This is a genomic window from Streptomyces sp. NBC_01808 (assembly GCF_035917395.1).
Lineage (GTDB): Bacteria > Actinomycetota > Actinomycetes > Streptomycetales > Streptomycetaceae > Streptomyces.
This window is the reverse complement of the sequence record NZ_CP109072.1, coordinates 166,540-188,301: the sequence shown is the minus strand read 5'-3', so window position 1 is coordinate 188,301 and position 21,762 is coordinate 166,540. Positions and strand designations below refer to the sequence as shown.

18 protein-coding genes are annotated in these 21,762 nt (G+C 72.7%); 7 read left to right on the top strand and 11 right to left on the bottom strand.

Going from position 1 to position 21,762, the window contains the following annotated elements:
• Positions 1-58 precede the first annotated feature (58 nt).
• The 5 genes from OG946_RS00770 to OG946_RS00750 are packed head-to-tail and all read left to right on the top strand — an operon-like array spanning position 59 to position 4,733.
• Positions 59-964, top strand: coding sequence for an ABC transporter permease (locus OG946_RS00770; RefSeq protein WP_326794210.1), 906 nt, complete (start codon positions 59-61; stop codon positions 962-964).
• 10 nt (positions 965-974) lie between these two features.
• Positions 975-1,988, top strand: a complete 1,014-nt coding sequence (locus tag OG946_RS00765; RefSeq protein ID WP_326794209.1) for an ABC transporter permease — start codon at positions 975-977, stop codon at positions 1,986-1,988.
• Positions 1,985-2,959, top strand: coding sequence for an ABC transporter ATP-binding protein (locus OG946_RS00760; protein WP_326794208.1), 975 nt, complete (start codon positions 1,985-1,987; stop codon positions 2,957-2,959). The genes OG946_RS00765 and OG946_RS00760 overlap by 4 nt, the downstream gene beginning before the upstream one ends.
• Complete coding sequence (locus OG946_RS00755) at positions 2,959-4,020, top strand: ABC transporter ATP-binding protein (RefSeq protein ID WP_326794207.1); 1,062 nt, start codon at positions 2,959-2,961, stop codon at positions 4,018-4,020. The genes OG946_RS00760 and OG946_RS00755 overlap by 1 nt, the downstream gene beginning before the upstream one ends.
• Complete coding sequence (locus tag OG946_RS00750; protein WP_326794206.1) at positions 4,017-4,733, top strand: sulfite exporter TauE/SafE family protein; 717 nt, start codon at positions 4,017-4,019, stop codon at positions 4,731-4,733. The genes OG946_RS00755 and OG946_RS00750 overlap by 4 nt, the downstream gene beginning before the upstream one ends.
• A 60-nt stretch (positions 4,734-4,793) precedes the next feature.
• Here OG946_RS00750 and OG946_RS00745 read toward each other — a convergent pair whose 3' ends face one another.
• The gene (locus tag OG946_RS00745; RefSeq protein ID WP_326794205.1) at positions 4,794-5,786 is read right to left on the bottom strand and encodes a 2-hydroxyacid dehydrogenase; all 993 of its coding nucleotides are present in this window, start codon (positions 5,784-5,786) and stop codon (positions 4,794-4,796) included.
• Positions 5,783-7,099, bottom strand: coding sequence for a glucarate dehydratase family protein (locus OG946_RS00740; protein WP_326794204.1), 1,317 nt, complete (start codon positions 7,097-7,099; stop codon positions 5,783-5,785). Before OG946_RS00740 ends, OG946_RS00745 begins: the two co-directional genes overlap by 4 nt.
• Positions 7,100-7,260: 161 nt before the next feature.
• Here OG946_RS00740 and OG946_RS00735 point away from each other — a divergent pair, with 161 nt between their 5' ends.
• On the top strand, positions 7,261-8,070 hold the full coding sequence (locus OG946_RS00735; protein WP_326794203.1) for an IclR family transcriptional regulator: 810 nt from the start codon (positions 7,261-7,263) through the stop codon (positions 8,068-8,070).
• 299 nt (positions 8,071-8,369) lie between these two features.
• Here OG946_RS00735 and OG946_RS00730 read toward each other — a convergent pair whose 3' ends face one another.
• From OG946_RS00730 to OG946_RS00690, 9 genes are all read right to left on the bottom strand, one after another.
• Positions 8,370-9,293: an ABC transporter permease gene (locus tag OG946_RS00730; protein WP_326794202.1), complete on the bottom strand. Its 924-nt coding sequence runs from the start codon at positions 9,291-9,293 to the stop codon at positions 8,370-8,372.
• Positions 9,293-10,192: an ABC transporter permease gene (locus OG946_RS00725; protein WP_326794201.1), complete on the bottom strand. Its 900-nt coding sequence runs from the start codon at positions 10,190-10,192 to the stop codon at positions 9,293-9,295. The genes OG946_RS00730 and OG946_RS00725 overlap by 1 nt, the downstream gene beginning before the upstream one ends.
• Positions 10,189-11,367: an ABC transporter ATP-binding protein gene (locus OG946_RS00720; RefSeq protein WP_326794200.1), complete on the bottom strand. Its 1,179-nt coding sequence runs from the start codon at positions 11,365-11,367 to the stop codon at positions 10,189-10,191. The genes OG946_RS00725 and OG946_RS00720 overlap by 4 nt, the downstream gene beginning before the upstream one ends.
• 13 nt (positions 11,368-11,380) lie before the next feature.
• Entirely contained in the window at positions 11,381-12,577 is a 1,197-nt protein-coding gene (locus tag OG946_RS00715; RefSeq protein ID WP_326794199.1) for an ABC transporter substrate-binding protein, read from the bottom strand.
• Between the two features lie 346 nt (positions 12,578-12,923).
• Positions 12,924-14,087, bottom strand: a complete 1,164-nt coding sequence (gene dgoD, locus OG946_RS00710; protein ID WP_326794198.1) for a galactonate dehydratase — start codon at positions 14,085-14,087, stop codon at positions 12,924-12,926.
• Positions 14,088-14,115: 28 nt separating this feature from the next.
• Entirely contained in the window at positions 14,116-17,145 is a 3,030-nt protein-coding gene (locus OG946_RS00705) for a glycosyl hydrolase (protein WP_326794197.1), read from the bottom strand.
• 20 nt (positions 17,146-17,165) lie between these two features.
• A complete protein-coding gene (locus OG946_RS00700; protein ID WP_326794196.1) occupies positions 17,166-18,023 on the bottom strand; it encodes an amidohydrolase family protein in 858 nt (285 codons plus the stop codon).
• The gene (locus OG946_RS00695) at positions 18,020-19,225 is read right to left on the bottom strand and encodes a Gfo/Idh/MocA family protein (protein WP_326794195.1); all 1,206 of its coding nucleotides are present in this window, start codon (positions 19,223-19,225) and stop codon (positions 18,020-18,022) included. The genes OG946_RS00700 and OG946_RS00695 overlap by 4 nt, the downstream gene beginning before the upstream one ends.
• 2 nt (positions 19,226-19,227) lie before the next feature.
• A complete protein-coding gene (locus tag OG946_RS00690) occupies positions 19,228-20,166 on the bottom strand; it encodes a dihydrodipicolinate synthase family protein (protein ID WP_442814248.1) in 939 nt (312 codons plus the stop codon).
• A gap of 121 nt (positions 20,167-20,287) precedes the next feature.
• Between OG946_RS00690 and OG946_RS00685 the strand changes: the two genes are divergently transcribed.
• Positions 20,288-21,754, top strand: a complete 1,467-nt coding sequence (locus OG946_RS00685) for a pectinesterase family protein (RefSeq protein ID WP_326794193.1) — start codon at positions 20,288-20,290, stop codon at positions 21,752-21,754.
• Positions 21,755-21,762 lie beyond the last annotated feature (8 nt).

The following is a 21,762-nucleotide window of genomic DNA, read 5'->3' as shown; positions in this document are numbered from 1 at the left end:
GCCGCAGGCGACCGACTCCCACCTGGGGACAGCGATGTTCCATTTCCTCGGCCGTCGCATGCTGACCAGCATCCTGCCGCTGGTCGCCGTGCTTCTCGGTGTCTTCGTGCTAGCGAGGCTCACCGGCGATCCCGCGTCCTTGTACTTGCCCGAATCCGCAACCCCCGCCCAGCGCGCGGCCTTCACCGAGCGCAACGGCTTCGACGACTCGATCTGGCAGCAGATCGCCGACTACTTCGGCGGCGTGTTCCACCTCGACTTCGGCGAGTCGCTGCGCACCGGTGAGTCGGCGGCGACGATGGCGCTGCGGGCTTTCCCCGCAACCCTCCAACTCGCCGGCGCCACCATGCTGATCGCCGTGGCCGGCGCCGTGGTCATCGGCAGCTGGGCGGCCTTCCGTCCCAACTCCCTGGCCGACCGCATCGCCTCGTTCCTGTCCATGACCGCCGCCAGCGTGCCGGACTTCTGGTTCGCGATCACCGGCGTGTGGATCTTCGCCGTCGGCCTCGGGGCGCTGCCCACCTCGGGCGTCAGCGACGGCATGCTGTCCTGGGTGCTGCCGGTCGCCACCCTGGCGATCCGCCCGCTGGGCGTCCTCACCCAGGTCGTGCGCGGCGCCATGGTCTCCGCGCTGTCCGCCCCGTACGTGCGGCTGGCCCGCAGCAAGGGCGCGGGCAGCGTTCGGGTGGTCAGCCACCACGCCCTGCGCAACGCCGCGGCGCCCGCGCTGACCGTCGCCGGCGACCTCACCGTCTCGCTCGTCAACGGGGCGGTGGTGGTGGAGACGATCTTCGGCTGGCCGGGCATCGGGAAGCTGATGATCGACTCGATCACCGGCCGGGACTTCGCGGTGCTGCAAGCCGCGGTGCTGCTCACCGCGGTGACCATCTTCGTGCTCAACATCATCATCGACGTCTGCTACGCGCTGCTCGACGCGCGCGTCCGCGAGACGGCAACGGTCTGAGGAGGACGCCGTGAGTACCCTGTTCGACAAGGCCGCGGACGGCCGTCCCGCACCCGGCTCCGACGCTCCCGCCCCCAGTACCGAGCCCTCCGCCTCGGCCCGCGACAGCCGGGTCAGCCTGTGGCGGATGCTCCTGCGCGACCGGGTCGCGACCGTCGCGGCCGCGGTGCTGTCGCTGGTCGTGCTCACCGCGGTGTTCGGCCCGCTGCTAGTCGGATCCGCCGCCACCGAGCAGCATCTCGACAACACCAACCAGCCCCCGTTCACCTTCGACGACGGGTGGCTGGGAGTCCTCGGCACCGACCCGCTCGGCCAGAGCGTGCTGGCGCGGCTCGTCGTCGCCGCCCGCACCACCTTCAGCGTGGCGGTCCCCGCGGTGGCACTCGCGCTGGCGATCGGCGCGCTGATCGGCATGTGGGCCGGCTACCACCGCGGCCTGCGGGAGACGCTCGCGATGCGCGTCGCCGACATCATCATGAGCTTCCCATCGCTGCTGATGGCGGTCGTCGTGCTGTACGTCTTCTCGCCCAGCGTGGCCAACCTCGTCGTGGTGCTGGCCATCACCCGTATCCCGGTCTACCTGCGCACCGCCCGGGCGGAGTCCACCGAACTGCAGAGCCGCCTCTTCGTCGACGCGGCCAGGACCTTCGGCACCTCCAGCAGCACCATCATCCGGCGGCACGTGTTCCCCATCGTGCTGCCGACCCTGCTGACCCTGGCCACCCTGGAGTTCTGTTACGTCATGCTCGCGGAGTCCTCGCTGAGCTTCCTCGGCATCGGCATCCAGCCGCCCGACGTCAGCTGGGGCCTGATGGTCTCCCAGGGACGCAGCTACCTGCAGACCGCATGGTGGCTGACGTTCTTCCCCGGCCTGGCCATCATCGTCACGACGGTGTCGGCGACCGTGCTGGCCGCCTGGGCGCGACTGGCCACGGACCCCGCCCAGCGCTGGCGGCTGACGTTGCCGCGCCGGACCCGCCAACGCGCCCGTACCGCACCGGCACACCAGGAGGCACAGTCGTGACCGGCACCGTCCTCGAGGTCGACGGCCTGAGCGTCGACATCCGCACCCCGCACGGCACCGTACGCGCCGTCGACAAGGTGAGCTTCAGCGCCCGGCGCGGCCGGACGCTTGCGCTGCTCGGCGAGTCCGGCTGCGGGAAGTCGATGACCGCCCAGGCCATCGTCTCGCTCCTGGACCCCACCGCCGAGGTCGCCGAGGGCCGGGTCCTCCTGGACGGCACCGACCTGGTCGCGGCCGACGAGCAGACCCGCCGCGCCATGGCGGGGCCCGAACTGGCGATCGTCTTCCAGGACGCGCTGACCGCGCTCAATCCCGTCTACACGGTGGGCACCCAGCTCGCCGAGCCGTTCCGGATCCACCGCGGGCTCTCCCGCAGGCGGGCCCGCCGGGAGGCCGTCGACCTGATGGCCAGGGTCGGCATCCCCGAGCCGGAAACGCGTATCGACACCTACCCGCACCAGTTCTCCGGCGGCATGCGCCAGCGGCTCCTCATCGCCATCGCCGTCGCGCTCTCGCCGTCCGTGCTGCTGGCCGACGAGCCGACCACCGCGCTCGACGTGACCGTGCAGGCGCAGATCATGCAGCTCCTGCGGGAGTTGCGCACCGAGCGGGAGATGAGCGTCGTGCTCATCACCCACGACCTCGCGCTCGTCGCGGAGCAGGCGGACGAGGTCGTGGTGATGTATGCGGGCAACGTGGTCGAGTCCGGGCCCGTGCGGGAGGTCTTCGAGCGACCCCGGCACCCGTACACCAGAGGCATGCTGGACTCGGTGCCGGCGCACGCCGCCCGGGGTGAGGACCTGAAGTCCATCGGCGGCGCTCCCCCGGACCTGCACTCCATCCCGTCCGGCTGCGTCTACCAGGACCGCTGTCCGCTGGTGCGGGACCTGTGCCGGACCCGCCGACCGGAGCCCGCCGAGGTCGCGCCCGGGCGCACAGCCGCCTGCCATTTCTCTGCCGAGGTGAAGTGATGACTCACATAGCCGACACCACCGGCACAGTCGGTCCGGCCGACCCGGCCGGCGAGCCCCTGCTCCAAGTCCGCGACCTGACCAAGACGTTCCCCGTCCGCAGCGGTGGCCGGACGCGGCGGCTGCGCGCGCTGGGCGGCATCTCCTTCGACCTGCGGCGCGGTGAGACCCTCGGCCTCGTCGGAGAGTCGGGCTGCGGCAAGTCCACCCTGGCCCGCACGCTGCTCATGCTGGAACGGCCCGACAGCGGCACGGTCCGCTTCGACGGGGTGGACCCGTTCACGCTCAGGGGAGCCCGACTGCTCCAGTGGCGGCGCAGGGTGCAGATGGTCTTCCAGGACCCGTTCGCCTCCCTCAACGCCCGGATGACGGCGGGCGACATCGTGAGCGAGCCGTGGCGCACCCACAAGGACCTGTTCCCCTCCGCCAAGGAGCGCGGCGCGCGGGTGCGGCAGTTGCTCGGCCTGGTCGGGCTGCGTGCCGGCGACGAGAACCGCTACCCGCAGGAGTTCTCCGGCGGCCAGCGGCAGCGGATCGGGATCGCCCGCGCGCTCGCGCTCGACCCGGACGTGATCGTCTGCGACGAACCCGTATCCGCGCTCGATCTGTCCGTACAGGCCCAGGTGCTCAACCTCCTGAACGACCTGCAGCGACAGCTCGGCGTCTCCTACGTCTTCATCTCCCACGACCTGTCCGTGGTGCGGCACGTCGCGGACCGGGTGATGGTGATGTACCTCGGCGGGATCGTGGAACAAGGCGGCACCGAGGCCGTCTTCGGCCGCGCTCTGCACCCGTACAGCGCCGCACTCATGTCCGCCGCCCCCTCGCTCGACGGCGAGGGGCGCGGCAAGCAGATCATCCTGGAGGGCGAGCTTCCGTCCCCGCTCTCCCCGCCGTCCGGCTGCCGCTTCCGCACCCGGTGCTGGAAGGCGACCGACGAGTGCGCTGCGACATCGCCGGAGCTGACCCCCGCCCCGGATGACGGTGGGCATACCGCCGCGTGCTTCCACCCGATGGGGGAGGGGGCGGAGCCGGTGCCGGCGGGCAGGGGAGCGCGGTGACGCTCACCGGCTACCTCGTGATCGCGGTCGCGGTGGTGATCGCGTCCTGCTTGCAGGCGTCCATCGGCTTCGGTATGGGGATGTTCGCCGCGCCGGTGGTGGCGCTGGTCGATCCCGCCCTCATCCCGGGCACGCTCATCATGCTGGCGGCCATGGTGACGGTGCTGGTGACCATGGCCGAGCGGGAGCACATCGACCTGCGCGGCACCGGCTGGGCTCTCGTGGGCCGGGTGCCGGGCACCGTGGCGGGGGCGCTGCTGGTGGCGGCGCTGCCGGCGCGCGGCCTCGCGCTGCTGCTCGCCGGCGTGGTGCTGTTCGGCGTGGTACTCGCCTCGTTCGGCTGGGCGCCGAGTCCGCGCCGGCAGAACCTCGTGCTGGCCGGCTCGGCGTCCGGGCTGCTGGGCACGGCGACGTCGATCGGCGGACCACCGATGGCCCTGGTGTGGCAGGGCAAGGACGGCCCGATGCTGCGCGGCACGATGAGCGGCTTCTTCCTCATCGGCTCAGTGCTGTCGGTGGGGATGCTCGCGCTCACCGGTTCCCTAGGCACGGACACGGTGGTGATGGCCGCCCTGCTGACGCCCGGGCCCTTGCTGGGGTACGCGCTGTCACGCCACGTCAACCGGCTCCTCGACAAGCGGCGGCTGCGCTGGTCCGCCCTCGTGATGTCGGCGCTGGGGGCCGTGCTGCTGATCGGCAGCCAGGTGATCTGAGGGTCCCGGGTGCCCCGGTGCCCCCCGGTGACCCCGGGCAGGCCGGTACCACCGGGCAGTTCAGAGGGGGACGACGTTGCGCAGCGACCGCCCCTCGGCGAGCGCGTCGACGTTGCCCCGGATGTCGCGGGCCCGGCCGCGGAACGTCTCCTCGGTGTGGCCGGACTGGTGCGGGGTGAGCACGACGTTGTCGAACCCGGTGAAGTCCAGGTGGGACGGCGGCGGCGCCCCGGGCTCGCGCGGGTTGCGCCACCACACGTCGACGGCGGCGCCGGCGATGGTCCGTTCCGACAGGGCGGCGTGCAGCGCCTTCTCGTCCACCACCGGCCCGCGGGCGACGTTGACGAGGACGGCGGACGGCTTCATCGCGGCCAGCGCCGCCGCGTCCACCAGGCCGCGGGTCTCCTCGGTCAGGGGCACCGTCACCACGACCACGTCGCAGCCGCCGAGCAGCTCGTGCAGCCGGTCCGGGCCGCCCACCCAGTCGACGTCCACCCCGGCGGGCAGCGACGCGGCCGGGTCGCGCCGCACCGTACGCACCCGCATCCCGAGCGCGGCGGCGGTACGGGCCACCGCGGTGCCGATCTCGCCGAGGCCGAGGACGCCGAGGACCCGGCCGGCGAGGATGCCGCCGAACGGATAGGAATCGTCGACGATCGCGTTGCGCCAGACGCCGGCCCGCATGTTCCGCTCGGCGCGCGCGACATCGCGAAGGAGCATCATCGACACCATCATCACGTGCTCGGCGATCGAGCGGCCGTGGTGGAAGGTGTTGGCGACCTGGACGCCGGGGGCGAGCGCAGCCAGGGGGATCTTGTCGTAGCCGGCGCCGGTGACGTGCAGCAGCCTGAGCCGCGGCATGCCCGCCAGCAGCTCGACGGGTGCCGCCGAGCACACCAGGACGTCCGCCGTCGCCGCCGCTGCGCACACCGCCGGATCGTCGCCGTACGCGAAGGTCCAGCGGTGCGCGGGCCCGGCGTCCTCCGCGGTGAGCACGTCCCGGAACCGGCCCATCACGGGCTCGGTGACCAGGACGTGCAGCGGCGCGCTCACCACCGCGGGCTCGACGGGTCGAAGCCGGGCTCGAACCGGCGCATGTATCCGGTGTCGTCACGCTCCCGGATGCCGCAGTCGACGTACTGGCGGTGCAGACGGGCGAGCGCGTCCCGGTCGAGCTCGACGCCCAGGCCGGGGCCGGAGGGCACGGCGACGGCGCCCTCCCGGAACGTGAGCGCGCCCGGCACGATCACGTCGTCCGCCGGGTCCTTCCACGGCCAGTGGGTGTCGCAGGCATAGTCGAGGTTCGGGGTGGCGGCGGCCAGGTGGGTCATGGCCGCGAGGCTGATGCCGAGGTGCGAGTTGGAGTGCATGGACAGGCCCATGCCGAAGGTCCGGCAGATGCCGCCGAGCAGTTGGGAGCGGCGCAGGCCGCCCCAGAAGTGGTGGTCGGAGAGCACGACCTGGACGGCCTCCTCGCGCACGGCCGGCGGGAGGTGGTCGAAGGCGACGACGCACATGTTGGTGGCCAGCGGCATGGGCACCTCGCGCGCTACCCGGGCCATGCCGTCGATGCCGGGGGTGGGATCCTCCAGGTACTCCAGCACGCCGTCGAGCGCTCGGCCGACCTCGATGGAGGTGGCCACCGTCCAGGCGGTGTTCGGGTCCAGGCGCAGCGGGTGGTGAGGGAAGGCGGCGCGCAGGGCACGTATCGCCTCGATCTCCTCCTCGGGGGCGAACACGCCGCCCTTGAGCTTGATCGCGGTGAATCCGTACGCGTCGACGATGCGGCGGGCCTGGCGGACGAGGCCGTCGGGGTCGAGCGCGGCGCCCCACTCGTCCTCGGCCTGACCGGGGTGGCCGGCCCACTTGTAGAAGAGGTACGCGCTGTACGCCACGCGGTCGCGGACGGCGCCCCCGAGCAGGTCGCTCACCGGCCGTCCGACGATCTTGCCCTGGAGGTCGAGCGCGGCCACCTCGAAAGGGGAGACCACGCGATCTGCGACGGCGGAGGTCATCACCATTCCGCCCATGCCGTGGCCGCCCTCGCCGCTGTCGTCGGCAAGCGACGCGGTGACCGCGCGCAGCAGCCCGTTCGCGTCGAAGACATCGAGGCCGACGAGCCGGCGGCCGGCCCGTTCCAGCCGGCGCAGGTGGGGAATGTCGCCGTAGGACTCGCCGAGGCCGTGCGCCCCTCCGTCGGTCACCACCTCGACGACCGTGCGCAGGGCGAAGGGTTCGTGCACCCCGACGGTGTTGAGCAGGGGGAGGTCGCGGAAGGCCACCGGGGTCACCCGTACGTCGGCGATCCGGTGCTTCTCGGCGGGCGCCGGCGGGGCACCCGGGGCACCTGAAGCAGAAGGGGGCATGGCGGCATCCTGTCATGAGTCTACGAATGAAGACAATGCCTGCGTATGGGGATCCCTCTGTCATCGGTTTCGTATGCGGATGCAAGCTGTATCCGTGGAGGGCAGCCACCATTAGATGTCCGTCCCGTATGATGGAGCGCACTTTCTCAAGGGGTGACAGAGTGGTGGAAAGCGACACCGCGACAGGGGTGCCCGAGTCGAAGTCCGGCCGCGGCCCTGTCAAGTCGGCCGAGCGCACGGCCCGGATCATGGAGGTGCTGGCCGAGTCCCCGGATGCGTTGAGCCTGAGTCAGCTCCAGGAGCGCACCGGCTACCCGCGCTCCAGCCTCTACGCGCTGCTGCGCACGCTGACGTCCCTGAAGTGGATCGAGACCGCGGACGGCGAGCAGACCTACGGCGTCGGGCCGCGCGCGCTGCTCGCCGGCACCGCCTATCTCGACCACGACCCCGCGCTTCCCTTCGCCGTCCAGCAACTCGAGAGCCTGCGCGCCGCCACCGGCTACACCGCGCACTACGCGCGCCTGGACGCACCTCACATCATCTACCTGGCCACCAGGGACGTCACCGAGCCCAAGCGCCTGGTCTCCCGGGTCGGGCGGCAACTGCCCGCACATGCCACTGCGCTGGGCAAGGCGCTGCTGGCCGAACGCACCCCGGAGGAGGTGGACGCGATCCTCCCCGACGAGCCGCTCATCCAGCTCACGGAGCACACGGTCACCACCCGCTCCGCGCTCCACGCCGAACTGGAGGCGAGCCAGGCCCGCGGTTGGGCGCTGGAGCGGGAGCAGAACACCCCGGGGCTCTGCTGCGTCGCGACCTCGGTCGGCTACCGCATCCCGGCCACGGACGCGATCAGCTGCTCGATGCCGGCGAACCGTGCGTCCGATCGCGAGGTCGCCCACGTCGCCGAGACGATGCTGCAGCACGCCAATGAGCTGGCCCAGACGCTGCGCCGCAAGGGAATCAGATAGCGGAGAGCCGCCCGGGAAGGCGCCGTGCGGCTCCCGGGCCGGCCGGGAAGGGGCTCGGTGTCACAAGCGGAGGTGCGCGGACGCCTTGTCGGCGTGACAGACGTGGAATGGGCTTCGGTGTTGAATGACCGGAGGCAACAAGGGACTCGTGATTGAGGCCTCCTGGCGGCCATTCCTGCCCGACGACGCGGCGGGCGACACGTCGTTGAGCGGCAGGGTCCTGCGCGTACGACCCGACGGGACGATCCCCGACCACGACCCCTCCGGCACGGCGGTCCCGGCAGTGTGCGCCGGGCGGCTCACTGCTCCGTGCGTTCCTCCTTCACCCTGGTCACCAGCTGCGTCGGGTTGACGAAGCGCAACGCAATGACGAGCAGCACCAGCATCGAGAACATGTACATCACGGCCATCGCGTCGATCGACTGCTGGGTGCGGATGCCGGCGGAGAACATCGCGTAGTACAGCGCTACGACGAGCGTCTGGCTCTCCGGTCCCGCGGTGAGGAAGGTCAGCTCGAACATGCCGACCGTACGCACAAGCACGAGCACGGACGCGGCGAGGACACCGGGCACGAGCAGCGGTGCCAGGATCCGCAGGAAGATCGCCGTGGTCTTCGCACCGCACATCCTGGCCGCCGCCTCGATCCGCGGGTCGATCTGCTCGATGAACGGGGTCATGGTGAGTACCACGAACGGCACCGACGGCACCAGGTTCGCGAGCACGACGCCGGTGAAGCTGCCCGCGAGATGGAACTTGTACAGCACCGTGGCCAGCGGGATTCCGTACGTCATCGGCGGCGCCAGGATGGGCAGCAGGAAGAGCAGCAGCACGAGCTTCTTGCCGGGGAAGCTCCGCCGGGCCAGGGCGTAGGCCGCGGGCACGCCGATGGCCACGGACAGCAGCACCACCAGCAGCGACAGCAGCGCCGTGACCCAGAAGACCTGGCCGAGGTCGAACTCGTCCCAGGCTTCGCTGTACCACTTGGTCGTCCAGCCCTCCGGCAGCCAGGTGGTGAACCAGCGGCTGCCGAACGAGTTGACGAGCGGCACGCCGATGACGCCGGCGAGGTTGATGAAGAACAGCCCGAAGACGGCGACCGTCACCCACGTCGCGGGCCGCCCGAACCGCCGCCTGCGCGGCGGCTCCTCGCCGCCGTGCGGCCCGGCGGGGCCGTCCGCTTCCAGCCGGTCACGGGTCTCGGTGTTCCCGGTGATTCCGGCCATCAGCCTTTGCCTCCGGTCGCTCCGCGGTACAGCAGTGAGCGCCACGCCAGCACCAGGGCGACGACCACCAGCATCACCGCGGCCATGATCACGGCGATTGCCGAGCCCATCGGGTAGTCGAACTGCTGGAAGGCGGCCTCGTACGCCTCGATGGAGATGACGTGCGTGCTGCCGCGCGGATCGCCGACCAACTGGGCGGAGGGGAACACCGCGAACGCCAGCACGAAGGAGAGGCAGAAGGTGATCGCCAGACCGGGTGCGAGCAGCGGCAGCAGCACGTGCCGGAACCGCTGGCGGCGGCCCGCGCCGAGGGTGGCGGCGGCCTGCTCCAGGCTGGGATCGATGCCCGTCAGATAGGAGAGCGTCAGCAGGTACGAGAACGGGAAGCCGCTGATCACCAGGGAGGCGAGCACGCCCCAGTAGTTGTGCACCAGGCCGAGCGGCTGGTCGGCGATCCCGATACCGGTCAGTATCTTGTTGAACCAGCCGCTGGGGCCGAGGTAGCCGAGCAACCCTTGGGCGGTGAGCACGGTGCCCAGCGTGATCGGCATCACCAGCAGCGTCATGACGAGCCGCCGGCCGCGGAAGACGCCGCGGGTGCGGAACGCGACGGGGACCGCCGCCAGACAGTTGATCAGGGCGGCGGGGACGGCGAGCCGCAGGGTGAGCCAGATCGTCTCGCGGAGATACGGTTCCGCGAAGAACTTCCGGTAGTTGGCGAACGGGCCGCCGCCCTCCGCCGACTGGAAGGACAGCTGCAGTCCGTAGAGGAACGGGTAGCAGAAGAGCACCAGCAGGAAGGCCACACCGGGCAGCACGAGCATCGTCGTACGGTCGACGCCGCGCTCCGCCAGGCGGTGGCGCAGCGCCGGGCGGCCCTCCGGGGTGTCGGCGCTCACGGCGCCACCGCCTCGGGCGCCTTCGGATCCGCGGTCTCTCCGGCTTCTGACCGCCGCGGCTGCGGGTCCGGCGATCCGGCCTCCTCCCGGGCGAAGACGAGCACCCGCTCCGGCAGCGCGGTCAGCTCGACCACGTCGTCGGGTGCGAGTCGCGTACGGGTTCTGAAGTGCACCTGCTGACCGTCGGACAGTCGGCCCTGCACGGCGAGTTCGCGGCCGTGGTACTCGACCACCTCGACGGTGGCCGGCAGCCTCGGACCGGTCGTCCCGGACTCCGCGGTGCCCGCCGCGGCGGCGGCCACGTCCAGGTCCTCCGGGCGCACCGCGGCGACGGCGTCACCGGCGCGCGGGGCGCCGTCGCGGCCGGTGCCGGCGAGGCGGCCGTCCGCGACGTCCACCCGTACCCGCCCACCGTCGCCGCCTGTGCCTTCCCCCACTGTCACGTCGAGCATGTTGCGGTAGCCCATGAAGCCGGCGACGTAGCGGTTGGCGGGGGAGCCGTACACCTCCTCCGGTGTGCCGACCTGCTGGGTCATGCCGTCGCGCAGCACCACCAGACGGTCGGCGAGCGACAGCGCCTCCTCCTGGTCGTGCGTGACGTACACCGTGGTCAGGCCGAGGCGCTGGTGCAGCCGCCGGATCTCGGTGCGCATCTCCAGCCGGAGCGCGGCGTCGAGGTTGGACAGCGGCTCGTCCATGAGCACCAGCCGGGGTTCGAGCACGACCGCCCGTGCAATGGCGACGCGCTGCTGCTGGCCACCGGAGAGCTGGCCGGGGCGCTTGCGCGCGTGATCGGCGAGCTGGACGAGGTCCAGCGCCTGCGTCACCCGGAGGTCGCGCTCCGCCTTGGCAACCCGGGCCATCTTCAGGCCGAAGGCGACGTTGTCGCGCACGGACAGATGCGGGAAGAGGGCGTAGTTCTGGAAGACCATGCCGAAGCCGCGGCGCTCCGGCGGCACGTTGTCGATGCGCTCGCCGTCGACCGTGATGGCGCCGCCGGTCAGCGGCAGCAGCCCGGCGAGGCAGTTGAGTGCGGTGGACTTGCCGCATCCCGACGGCCCGAGAAGGGCGATGAACTCGCCCCCCTCGATCTGCAGGTCGAGCTCCCTGAGCGCCCGGAAGCGGCCGAAGCTGCGGGACACCTTCTCCATGCGGAGCGAGCCGAAGTGGGTCATCGACAGCCCTCGCTCACTGGCCCGCAACTTCGCGGTTCCACAGGTCGAACGCGGTGACCTGCTGTTCGGCGGGGAGCGAGGGCTCCTTGGGGAACTCCTCGATCCACCGGTCGAACTCCGGCTCGCCATACTCCTCGATCACCTGCTGCGATTCCTCCGGGGCCATGGACAGCGGCACGTCCTGCACGGCGGGGCCCGGGTAGAAGTAGCCCTCGTCGTACGCCTTGGCCTGCTGCTCGGGGGTGAGCATCCACTTGATCAGCTGCAGGACGGCGGACATGGTGTCGGCGCTGACGCCCTTGGGTACGACTGCGTACTGGGCGTCCGTCACCCAGGTCATGTCGTCGAAGCGGCCCGCCTCGATCTCCTTCGGGACGGTGCCGAGCGCGCGCGGGTTGATGTACCAGCCGGTCGTCGTCATGATCATGTCAATCTGGCCTTTGGCCAGATTCTGCATGGTCTCGGTGGTGCCCGAGGCGTAGTTGCCGACGTACTTGTCGAGTTCCTTGAGATACGCCCAGGTCTTGTCCCAGCCGTTCTCCGGGTCGGTGGGGTCCTCGTCGCCGAGCAGGTACGGCAGGCCCATCAGCCAGGTGCGGCCGGGCCCGGAGTTGGGCGGCTGGGCGTACTGGAACCGCTTCGGGTTGGCTTTCGCCCAGTCCAGCAGCTCCTGGGGGGTGGTCGGCGGGTCGTCGACCGCGTCGGGGTTGTACTGGATCAGCGGCCCGGACGGGTAGTAGACGAGCGCGACGCCCTTGCCCTGCGCCAACTCGGCCATGTCGGCGGCCGGTTCCAGGTAGTCGGGATTGCCGATCGTGTCCTCGTGCTCCGACATGTCGGCCCACAGACCCTGGTCGAGCCCGGCCGCGAGACCGTCGGTGCCGGTCAGCACCAGTTCGATCTGGACCCGGCCGGCGTCCTGCTGGGCCTTGACCTTCCCGGCGAGGTCGGGGGCCGGGGCCTGGTCGTACGTCACCTTGCTGACGATGTCCGGGTGTTCGTCCACGAACTCGTCGATCATGCCCTGTGTCAGCTGGAGGTTTCCGGCGACGTCCAGGATGTCGAGCGCCACGGGTTTCGCGGGCTTGTCGGGTATCTGCTCCGGTGTGCCGCTCTCGGACGAGGAGTCGCCGTCGTCCGGTGCCCCGCAGCCGAAGGCCGCAGCCGCCAGGACGAGACCGGCGAAGGTGTACGTGAGCGAAGAACGCAAGCGGAGGCATCGGGGCATGGAAGTGCTCCCTCAAAGTCGGTGCGGTGGCACGCGATTCGCCGAATAACGTCCCCCAGACGCCGCCTGGCGTCAAGAGAGTGAACTTCCTTCAAGGGGCTGAACGGCAGTCTCGCGACCACACACGTGCGCCGTTTCGCCGGCCCGGTCTCGTCGTGCGGGCGCGGGTGGCGTCGTAGATCGCGGACGAGGCGCCGACGCATCCGCGCCGCGAATCCCTGCTGGGCGTCGCCGAACCAGCGCTGGGCGGCACGCAACCTGCTGAGCGACTGACCGTCGTCACCGGTTACGGAGAGGCCACCGGGGGCGGCGGATCCGCCGTCCGGCGTCACCACTCGGCGATCCGGCCGTCGGGGTGGCGCCAGTCGGCTTCGGGATGGTGCCAGTCGGTGTCCGCGGCACGTATGGCGGCCTCGTCGACCGTGATGCCGATGCCCGGTTCCGCCGGGACCGCCAGCGTGCCCGCGGTGGGGGTGAGCGGGGCCGGGTCGGGGACGTAGTCGGCCATCTCGCCACGGGGCAGACCCGCGTAGCCGGTGTTGTAGTGGATGCCCAGGCTCTGCTCGTGCAGCGGCACGTTCAGACAGGCGCTCGCCACCTGGAGCGACGCCGCCAGCGACACCGGCCCGTTCGGCGAGTGCGGGACCACGGCCACGTCGAACGCCTCGGCCATCCGGCAGATCTTCGCCAGCTCGCCGAGGCCGGTGAGCGATACGTCCGGCTGCAGGATGTCCACGCCGCCCCGCTGCAGCAGCCCGCGGAACTCCCAGCGGGACGCCAGCCGTTCGCCCGTGGCGATCCGGGTCGCGCCCGCCGCGGCCGCCACCTCCGGCAGCATGTCCTCCAGCCCCGGCGCGAGCGGCTCCTCCACCCACAGCAGCCGGAACTGCTCCAGCTCGCGCAGCAGCGGACGCACCATCGCCCGGTGCACCCGGCCGTGGAAGTCCAGCGCGATGCCGAGCGACGTGCCGAACTCCTCGCGCAGCGCCGCGACCCGGGCGACGACCGCGTCCACCTCGTCCGCGCCCGCGATGTGGTCCAACTCGGCCGTGGCGTTCATCTTCAGCGCGGTGAAACCCTGTGCGCGCCGGACCCGGGCGTCGGCCACCACGTCGTCCGGGCGGTCGCCCGCGATCCAGGCGTACACCGGGATCCGTTCCCGCACCGGGCCGCCCAGCAGCTCGTACACCGGCACGCCCAGGCCGCGCGCCTTGATGTCCCACAGCGCCTGGTCGATCGCCGCCGCCGCGGTGGCGAGCACCGGACCGCCGCGGAAGAACGCGCCGCGGCGCATGCGGTGCCACAACTCCTCGCCCCGGCCCGCGGGCGCCCCCCGCAGGCCGGCCGTCAGGTCCCGCAGGGCGCCCAGCACGGCGTGCCGTCGCTTGGAGACGATGGCCTCGCCCCATCCGGCCGCCCCCTCGTCCGTCGTCACCCGGACCAGGATCCAGCGCGGCGGCACGCTGTACGCGGTGATGTCGCTGATCTGCACGGCAGTTGCTCCCTCGGTTGACAGTTCGCTACGGCCGGAACACCGCCCTGCCGTAGGGGACGAGACGGACCGGACCCACCAGCCCGCAGGACTGGGGCCGCGCCGCCCCGAACACCTCGGGCCGGGCCACCCGCAGCCGGTTCAGCAGCGTCGTGGCCACCTCGACCTCGATGCTGTTGACGCCGCGGCGCAGCCGGTCGCCGACGTCGACCGTGCCCGTCACCTGGTCGGCGGGCGGCAGCTCCCAGCCGTTGACGGTGACGCGGAAGGTGTCGGAGACCTGTCCCAGTTCGAGCAGCGCGCCGTGCCCGCCGGTCCACGGCGAACCCAGCCGCACCGTGGCGCGGTAGCGCCCGACGCCGGAGGAGTCGGCCAGCTCCGGTAGCTCCGGCCAGGGTGCGAGGCCGTCGAGCCGCAGCGTGCGCCGTTCCCTGACCGTGTCGGTGGACGTGGCGCCCGGACGCCAGTCCTCCGCCCGCAGCTCCCAGCGGGTGAGCGGCACGGGCTCCGGCATCGGCCCGATGACCGCGGCGACCGTGCGCCCGTCCGCCAACTCCGTCGCGTACGAACCGGGCCGGCGCTCCCGCACCTCCAGCCTGCCGTCGCCGGTCCACCGCACGTCGGCGGCCTCCGTGCGCACCACGTGCCGCCCCGCCGCGGCGCGCGTGCCCCAGCTGCCGGGGCGGGCGAGCGCGACGATCGTGGTGGCGCCCGGGGCCAGGGCGATGCGCAGCCGGATCCGGTCGCCCTCGCGCCGGTGGACGGCGACGGGCTCGATCGTGCCGGTCCACGCGTCCAGCCGGTACGGGACCGCGTCCGGCCGCCGGGCGGCGAGCACCACGTCGTGGTCGACCGGCGTGCCGTCGGAGTCCTTCCGGCTCACCGCGTCGTTGGCGAAGAAGAAGTAGTCGGCGTCTTCGTCCGCGCGGTGCGCGTGCAGCAGCATGGACGCCTCGGCGTACTCCACGTCGCGCCGCACCCCGAGCGCGGCGAGGGCCTGCGGCACGTCCGGCCGGTCGGGAACGCCGGCCACGGACGGCTGGGCCAGCAGCTCCGCGAGCAGCCGGCGCAGGCGCTCGTTCGCGCCCGGCCGCGGCAGCCCCGGCACATGTCCGTCCGACCAGTCGCCTATGACGACGACCGGCAGTCCGGCCTTGGCGTAGCCGAGGAGCTTCTCGGCGACGTGCAGCTCCATCGTGCGCTCGCGCCCGTTCATCACGTCGCCCTCGACGACCAGGGCCTTGAACGCGGGCCCTTCGGGTGCCAGCCGGCCGCCCAGGACGTCGGCGCCCGGCAGGGTGAGCAACCGCGGGCTGAGGAACAGGTGGGTCCAGCCGACGGGCACGCCCTCGGCGCTGAACCAGGGCGCGCCGAGTCCGGTGCCGGCGTAGCCCTTCTGCCGCAGCACGCCCACGTCGGCCCGGTTGACCCCGGTCTGGAGCACGTGCTGCATACGGGCGAGAGCGCGCGCGACCTCGGGGACGTGGGGCCAGCCTGGCTGGCGCGGCCCCCACGCCTCCCCGTAGCCGGGGGCGCCGTGGTAGGGGGAGAAGGCGGCGAAGCCCGGCCAGCCCGCGCCGGGGGCCCGGGCGTAGGCGAAGCCGTGGAAGACGGCCTGGTTGACGCCCGCCGCGTACTGGGTGACGAGCCTCTTCAGCGCGTCGTCCCAGGTGGTGGCGTAGGCACCGCCGGCCCTGGCGCCCGCCTCGTTCGAGAGCACCCGCCGGCCGCCCATGTCCCGGCCGCCGGCCAGACAGCGGAAGTCGTCGAGGTTCTTGAAGCCGAGCGATTCGCCCTCCGGCACGTCCAGGAGCGCGGCGGCGTACATGGCGTCGGTCTCCAGTCCGTACGGCTGCACGCGCAGCGCCAGGCCGAGCGCGTGCGCCCAGGCGCGCAGCGGCTTCAGGTGATGTTCGACGTACAACTCGGTGACGACGTCCATGTAGTCGCGCCGCACCGCCGTGTCGACGTCCTTGCCGAAGCTGAAGACCGGGTCCTCGTCGTACTCGACGACCGCGGCCAGATACGGCGGCAGGGCGTAGCCGGTGTGCCGCTCGAACGCGGCGGGAATGCCCGGCGTCCACAGCGTCGCGTCGGTCTCCAGCTCCAGCGAGTCCTCGAACAGCGCGCCCCCCGTCGCGCGCAGCAGCACGCGCACCGACGGTGTGAGGATGTACTCCTCCCAGAACCCGACGACCGCCCGCGTGCCCGCCGCGCCGAGGTGGTCCACGACGTACGACAACGGGGCGGTGTGCGGGGGCCCTTCCGGGCGCTGCCCGGAGCCGCGCTCCCAGAAGGCGATGACGAGCCAGACGCCGCCGACGGGCGCGGTCCAGGTGAGCCGGCCGTCCTCGACGCGGTCGGCGAGGTCGGCGACCGTGTCCGGGTCGAGCACCACGGGGGAGTCGGCGGGGGAGCCGCCCGCGGCGACGCGCGCGGCCTGTACGTACCGTGCCTGCTGCGCCGTCACCCCCTCGGCCGGCGGGGCGAGCGCGGCGGGCAGTGGGCCCGCGAAGGTCTGCCCGCCCTCGACGACCGCCACGCCGTGGGCGAGTTCCCTGGCCGCGGCGGGGTCGTCCGGTGCGACCGTGGGCACGGCGGCGGGCCACGCGGGGCCGACGGTGAGGTCCACGACCAGCCGGCGGCGCGCCGCGTGGCGCAGCGCCGCTTCGAGGGCGGCGACCCAGGCGGGCGTTCCCCAGCCGTGCCGCTCGACGTCGATCTGTTCGGTCATGCTGTGGGTGACGGCGGCGATCTCCACCCCGCCGAACCCGGCGTCGGCGATCTGGTCGACCTCACGCTCGACCTCGCGGCGGTCGACCAGCCCGTCGGGCCACCACCAGCGGAACCTGGGGCGTACGGCATGCGGCGGCTCGGCGAAGGCGCGTGCGAAGCCGGCGCCCCCCGCGTCCGGCGCCGCCGCGCGCGCCGTGCCCGCCCCGCTGAAGGGCACGGCGAGGGTCGCGCCTGCGGCCGCACCCATCGCCAGCAGCGCCCGCCGCCGCAGGCCGTCCGTGTCGTGAGCCGCCGCCGTGGGCGGCTCGGTGTCGTCGCGCATGGAACCACTCCGGTCCGGGATCAGAAGCTGAGCCGGTAGGCCCGGCGGGCCGTACCGCGGAACACCTCGGTTCGCTCCCCGTACGACAGGCCCTCGCACAGCCGGTCCGCCACCTCGGCGACCTCCGCGTACGAGGCGGCGAGCAGGCACACGGGCCAGTCGGAGCCGAACATCACCCGCGCCGCGCCGAACGCCTCCCACGCCGTCTCTGCGTACGGCCGCAGTCCCGCGACGGTGCCCGCGCCCCGGCCGGCCCCGGTGACCAGGCCCGACAGCTTGCAGAACACCCGCTCCCCGGCGGCGAGCCGCCCGAGATGGCGCGCCCACGCGGTGAACTCGCCGTCCGCCGCCGGCGGCTGGCCCAGGTGGTCGAGCACGAAGGTGACCTCCGGGCAGGCACGTACGGCTTCGAGGGCCGCGGGCAACTGCCGGGGCCGGACGAGGAGGTCGTACGCCAGGCCCGCGGCGCCCACCGCCCGCAGGCCGCGCAGCACGTCGGGCCGGGTCAGCCAGCCCGGGTCCGCTTCCGACTGCACCGGGTGGCGGATGCCCACCAGCCGGTCGCCGCCGGGCAGCCGGCGCAGCTCCGCCAGCCGGGCGGGCACGTCGGGCGCGGTCAGGTCGACCCAGCCGACGACGCCCGTCACCGGACCCGGTGCGGCGGCGAGCGCGAGCAGTTCCGCCGTCTCGTCCGGCTCCGGCAGGCTCTGCACGACCACCGTGCGGTCCACGCCCGCCGCGAGGGTGGCCGGCGCGAGGTCGGCGAGCCCGAAGTCGCGCCGGATCGGGGCCAGCGCGGGGGAGTCGAGCCAGTCGTGCCGGCGTGCCGAGAGATCCCATACATGGTGGTGGGCGTCGACACGCCACGGCTCGCTCACCGCGCCGCCCAGGGGGCGCCCAGCTCGGAGAAGAGGGCGAGCCGGGCGGCGCTGGCGTCGAGCAGCGTCCGGATACCGGGGATGACGCGCCGCGCCGCCGCGCCGTGGTGGTCCGAGTGCCAGGCGTCCGGCGGCAGTCGCACCGGATCCGGCGCCGTGCGCACCGCCTCGACGACGCGCGTGAACGCGCCCGCGCGCGCCAGCGGGCTCAGCAGCGGGGTGCCGTCGCGCAGGTGCGCGAGGAGGTTCTCCAGCAGGTCGGTCCGCGGATGCAGCTGCTCCTGCTGCGGACGGCCCGAGCGGACCAGGAGCAGCCGGTCGGTCGTGTACTGCAGGGTGATCCGGCCCTGTTCGCCGTGCACCACCACGTACGGCGGGGCGTTCCGCTCGGCGCACAGCGTGGCGGCGAGGGTGAGCGTCGTGCCGCGCGCGGTCCCGAGCCGTACGCAGGAGGTGTCGTCCGCCTCGATGTCGTGGGCCCGGAACAGCTCCAGCTCCACCGACGCGACGTCCTCGGCGCGGTCGCTGCCGTCGATCCGCAGGGCGGTGGCCAGCGCGTGCGCGAGGGGGTTGGTGAGCACACCGTCGACCACGTCCACGCCGCCCGGGCCGTCCGGCCCGCCGGTCTCGTCTGCGCCGCCCGGCGGGAGCGGGAGACGGCGGCGTCCGGCCCACGGGGTCCGGGCGTAGTAGCGGGCGTCGCGCACCCACGCGCCCACGGCGCCGATTCCCCGCAACGGGCCCACCGCACCGTCCGCCACCAGCTCCCGTACCGTCTCCACCGCCCGGGAGCCGAACGACTGGAAGCCCACCTGGCAGACGACGCCCGACTCGCGCAGCGCGTCGGTCAGCCGGGTGAAGCCGGCGAGGGAGGGGGCCGGCGGCTTCTCCAGCAGCACGTGCGACCCGGCCCGTACGGCGGTCAGCGCGAGGTCCACGTGCGTGTGGATGGGCGTGCTGACGATCGTCACGGCCGGGCCGGTGCGGGCGAGCAGCGCCGCGAGGTCGCCGGACTGCTCGGGCCCGCCGAGGGCGTCGAGGTCCGCGGCGGCGAGCGGCGCCGGGTCGCATACGCCGACGACGCGCACCAGGCCGGCGGCGGTCAGGCGCTTCAGGTTCCGCCGGTGCGCGGTGCCGTAGCCGTGGGCGCCGGCGAGGACGACGGGCACCGGCTCCGCCGGCCGCGGCTGTACGGGACCCACGGCTACGCCAGGTCCCAGCCGGCGAGCGCCGCGTGCACCCGCGCCTTCATGTCCGGCGGCAGCGGGTGGCTCGGCGGCCGTACGTCGGGCCGGCAGAGCCCGAGCGAGGCGAGGGCCTCCTTGACGACGGCGACGTTGTCGGCGGACCGCCGCTCCGCGCGCAGGGCCTCGAAGTCCCGGATCTGCTCCCAGACCTTCATCGCGGCGGCGAAGTCCCCGTCCCTGAGGGCCCGGAGCATGCCGAGAGAGACCCGCGGGGCGACGTTGGCGAGCCCGGAGGTGAACCCGGTCGCGCCCACGGCCCAGTAGGCGGGCGTGTACAGCTCGGCGAGGCCGGTGACCCAGACGAACCGTTCGAGCCCGGCGTCCCGGGCCACGGCGGCGAACCGGGCGGCGTCCGGCACCGCGTACTTCACGCCGGCGACGTTGGGGCACAGCTCGCCGAGACGGCCGACGAGGCCGCCGTCGAGCAGCGGGTCGCGGATGTAGAGCACCACGCCCAGCTCGGGGACGGCGTCGGCGACGGCCCGATGGTAGGCGAGCCAGCCCTCCGCCGAGACATACGGGTTGACCGGCTGGTGGACCATGACGAGCCCGGCCCCGGCTTCGCGCGCGTGCCGGGCGCCGCGGATCGCGGTGGCCGTGTCGAGGCCGACGCCGGCCACGACGCTTACCGCATCGCCGGCTGCCGGGCCCGCCGCGCGAGCGGCTTCCCCGACCGCCAGCTCGACGACGAGCCGGCGCTCGTCCTCGCCGAGGGCGTAGAACTCGCCGGTGTTGCCGCCCGGGGTGATGGTCCGTACTCCGTTGTCCAGCAGCCGGCGCAACAGCAGCTGGTATGCCGCCTGGTCCACCTCACCGTCGGCGTCGAAGGGAGTCACCGGAATGGCGACGAGATCAGAGAGTGCGTGCTTGTAGTCCTGCTGCACTGGCTGCATCATCGGCTCCGCCCGAGGGGTGGTCAGGGTCGAGTCACTGTGCTTGCATGCTGCTTGGTTGCTGGCATACCACCTGAATGCCATGACGAATCCTAGCAGTGCGCCGACGTAAGGAGCCCGTCCCATGCGGCTGTTCCGTTCGTTCCTGGCCCTCACCGCCCTGCTCGCGGCCCTGGCGACCGCTGTTCCGGGCGAGTCCACCGCCCGCGCCGCCGGCACCCGTCCCGCGCCGCAGCTCCAGCCGCAGGGAGTGGAGGAGGCCGTCTGCACCGACACCCCGCTGCGGCTCACCTTCGACTCGCCCGTGCGGCTGGGCGACAGCGGCCAGGTGCAGGTGCACCACGCCGACGGCACCCTCGTCGACGTGATCGACCTCGCCGACTCCGGGACGTACCAGAAGAGCATCGGCGGTGCGCTCACCGACTACGGCGAGGTCCACCGCTGGTTCTACGAACCCGTGGTGACCGAGGGCCGCACCGCCTCCCTCCACCTGCACTACGTCCTCGACCCGGGGCAGGAGTACTACGTCACCGTGGACGAGGGGTTCTTCCGCGGGCACGAGGGCATCACCGGCCCCGACGCCTGGCGGTTCCGGACGCAGGACGCCCCCGCGCCCGGCGCCGGGCGGCTGTCCGTCGACCGGGCCGGCGGCGGGGACTTCTGCACCGTCCAGGGCGCCGTCGACTTCGTGCCCGAGAACCGCGAGGACAGTGCCCACGAGGTGCGCATCGACGTGGCCCCCGGGACGTACCGCGAGATCGTCTACGTCCCGCAGACCAAGCCGCACCTGACCGTCACCGGCAGCGGAGCCGGCGAGACCGTGATCGGCTACCCCAACAACAGCGTCCTCAACGGCGACGCGGCCATGTCCGACGTGCCGGCGCGGCAGAGCTACTGCCCCCGCCGCGTGCTGCCGCAGCCCGACCGCTTCAACTGCTGGCGGGCCGCCTTCGGGGTCGACGCCGACGACTTCACGCTGCGCGACGCAACCATCCACAACACCACCCCCGACGGCGGCTCCCAGGCCGAGGCGTTCCGCGGCAACGGCGACCGCATCGTCCTGGACCGCGTCCGCGTCCTCAGCTACCAGGACAGCCTGCGGCTCCAGGGCCGCGCCTTCGTGACCGACAGCTACGTGGAGGGCGACGTCGACTTCGTCTGGGGGACGGGCGGCGTGTTCGTCCAGGACTCCGAGCTGAAGTCCCTCGACGCCGGGTACGTCAGCCAGGTGCGCAACGCCGACGAGGGGCCGGGCAACGTGTTCGTGAACACCCGGCTGACCCGGGCCGCTCAGGTGCCGGACGGCAGCGTCCTGCTCGGCCGCATCGACGACCGGTTCACCGGCAGCCAGGTCGTGTTCATCGACTCGCCCATGGACGGGCACATCGCCCCGGTGGGCTGGGGGCTCACCGGATTCGACTGCACGGCCGCCGAGAAGCTGCGTTTCTGGGAGTACGGCAGCACGGACCTCGCGGGCGACGCCCTCGACGTCTCCGGCCGGCTGCCCTGCTCCGAGCAACTCGACGAGGCACAGGCCGGGACCTGGCGTGACCCCGCGACCCTGCTCGACGGCTGGGACCCGCGCTCCTAGAAGCAGAC

Excerpts from the sequence above, each read along its gene's own strand:
- OG946_RS00770 (WP_326794210.1), top strand. The coding sequence starts at position 59 with ATGCTGACCAGCATCCTGCCGCTGGTCGCCGTGCTTCTCGGTGTCTTC.
- OG946_RS00755 (WP_326794207.1), top strand. The coding sequence starts at position 2,959 with ATGACTCACATAGCCGACACCACCGGCACAGTCGGTCCGGCCGACCCG.
- OG946_RS00740 (WP_326794204.1), bottom strand. The coding sequence starts at position 7,099 with ATGCCCCCTTCTGCTTCAGGTGCCCCGGGTGCCCCGCCGGCGCCCGCC.
- OG946_RS00730 (WP_326794202.1), bottom strand. The coding sequence starts at position 9,293 with ATGGCCGGAATCACCGGGAACACCGAGACCCGTGACCGGCTGGAAGCG.
- OG946_RS00720 (WP_326794200.1), bottom strand. The coding sequence starts at position 11,367 with ATGACCCACTTCGGCTCGCTCCGCATGGAGAAGGTGTCCCGCAGCTTC.
- OG946_RS00705 (WP_326794197.1), bottom strand. The coding sequence starts at position 17,145 with ATGCGCGACGACACCGAGCCGCCCACGGCGGCGGCTCACGACACGGAC.
- OG946_RS00690 (WP_442814248.1), bottom strand. The coding sequence starts at position 20,166 with ATGATGCAGCCAGTGCAGCAGGACTACAAGCACGCACTCTCTGATCTC.
- OG946_RS00685 (WP_326794193.1), top strand. The coding sequence starts at position 20,288 with ATGCGGCTGTTCCGTTCGTTCCTGGCCCTCACCGCCCTGCTCGCGGCC.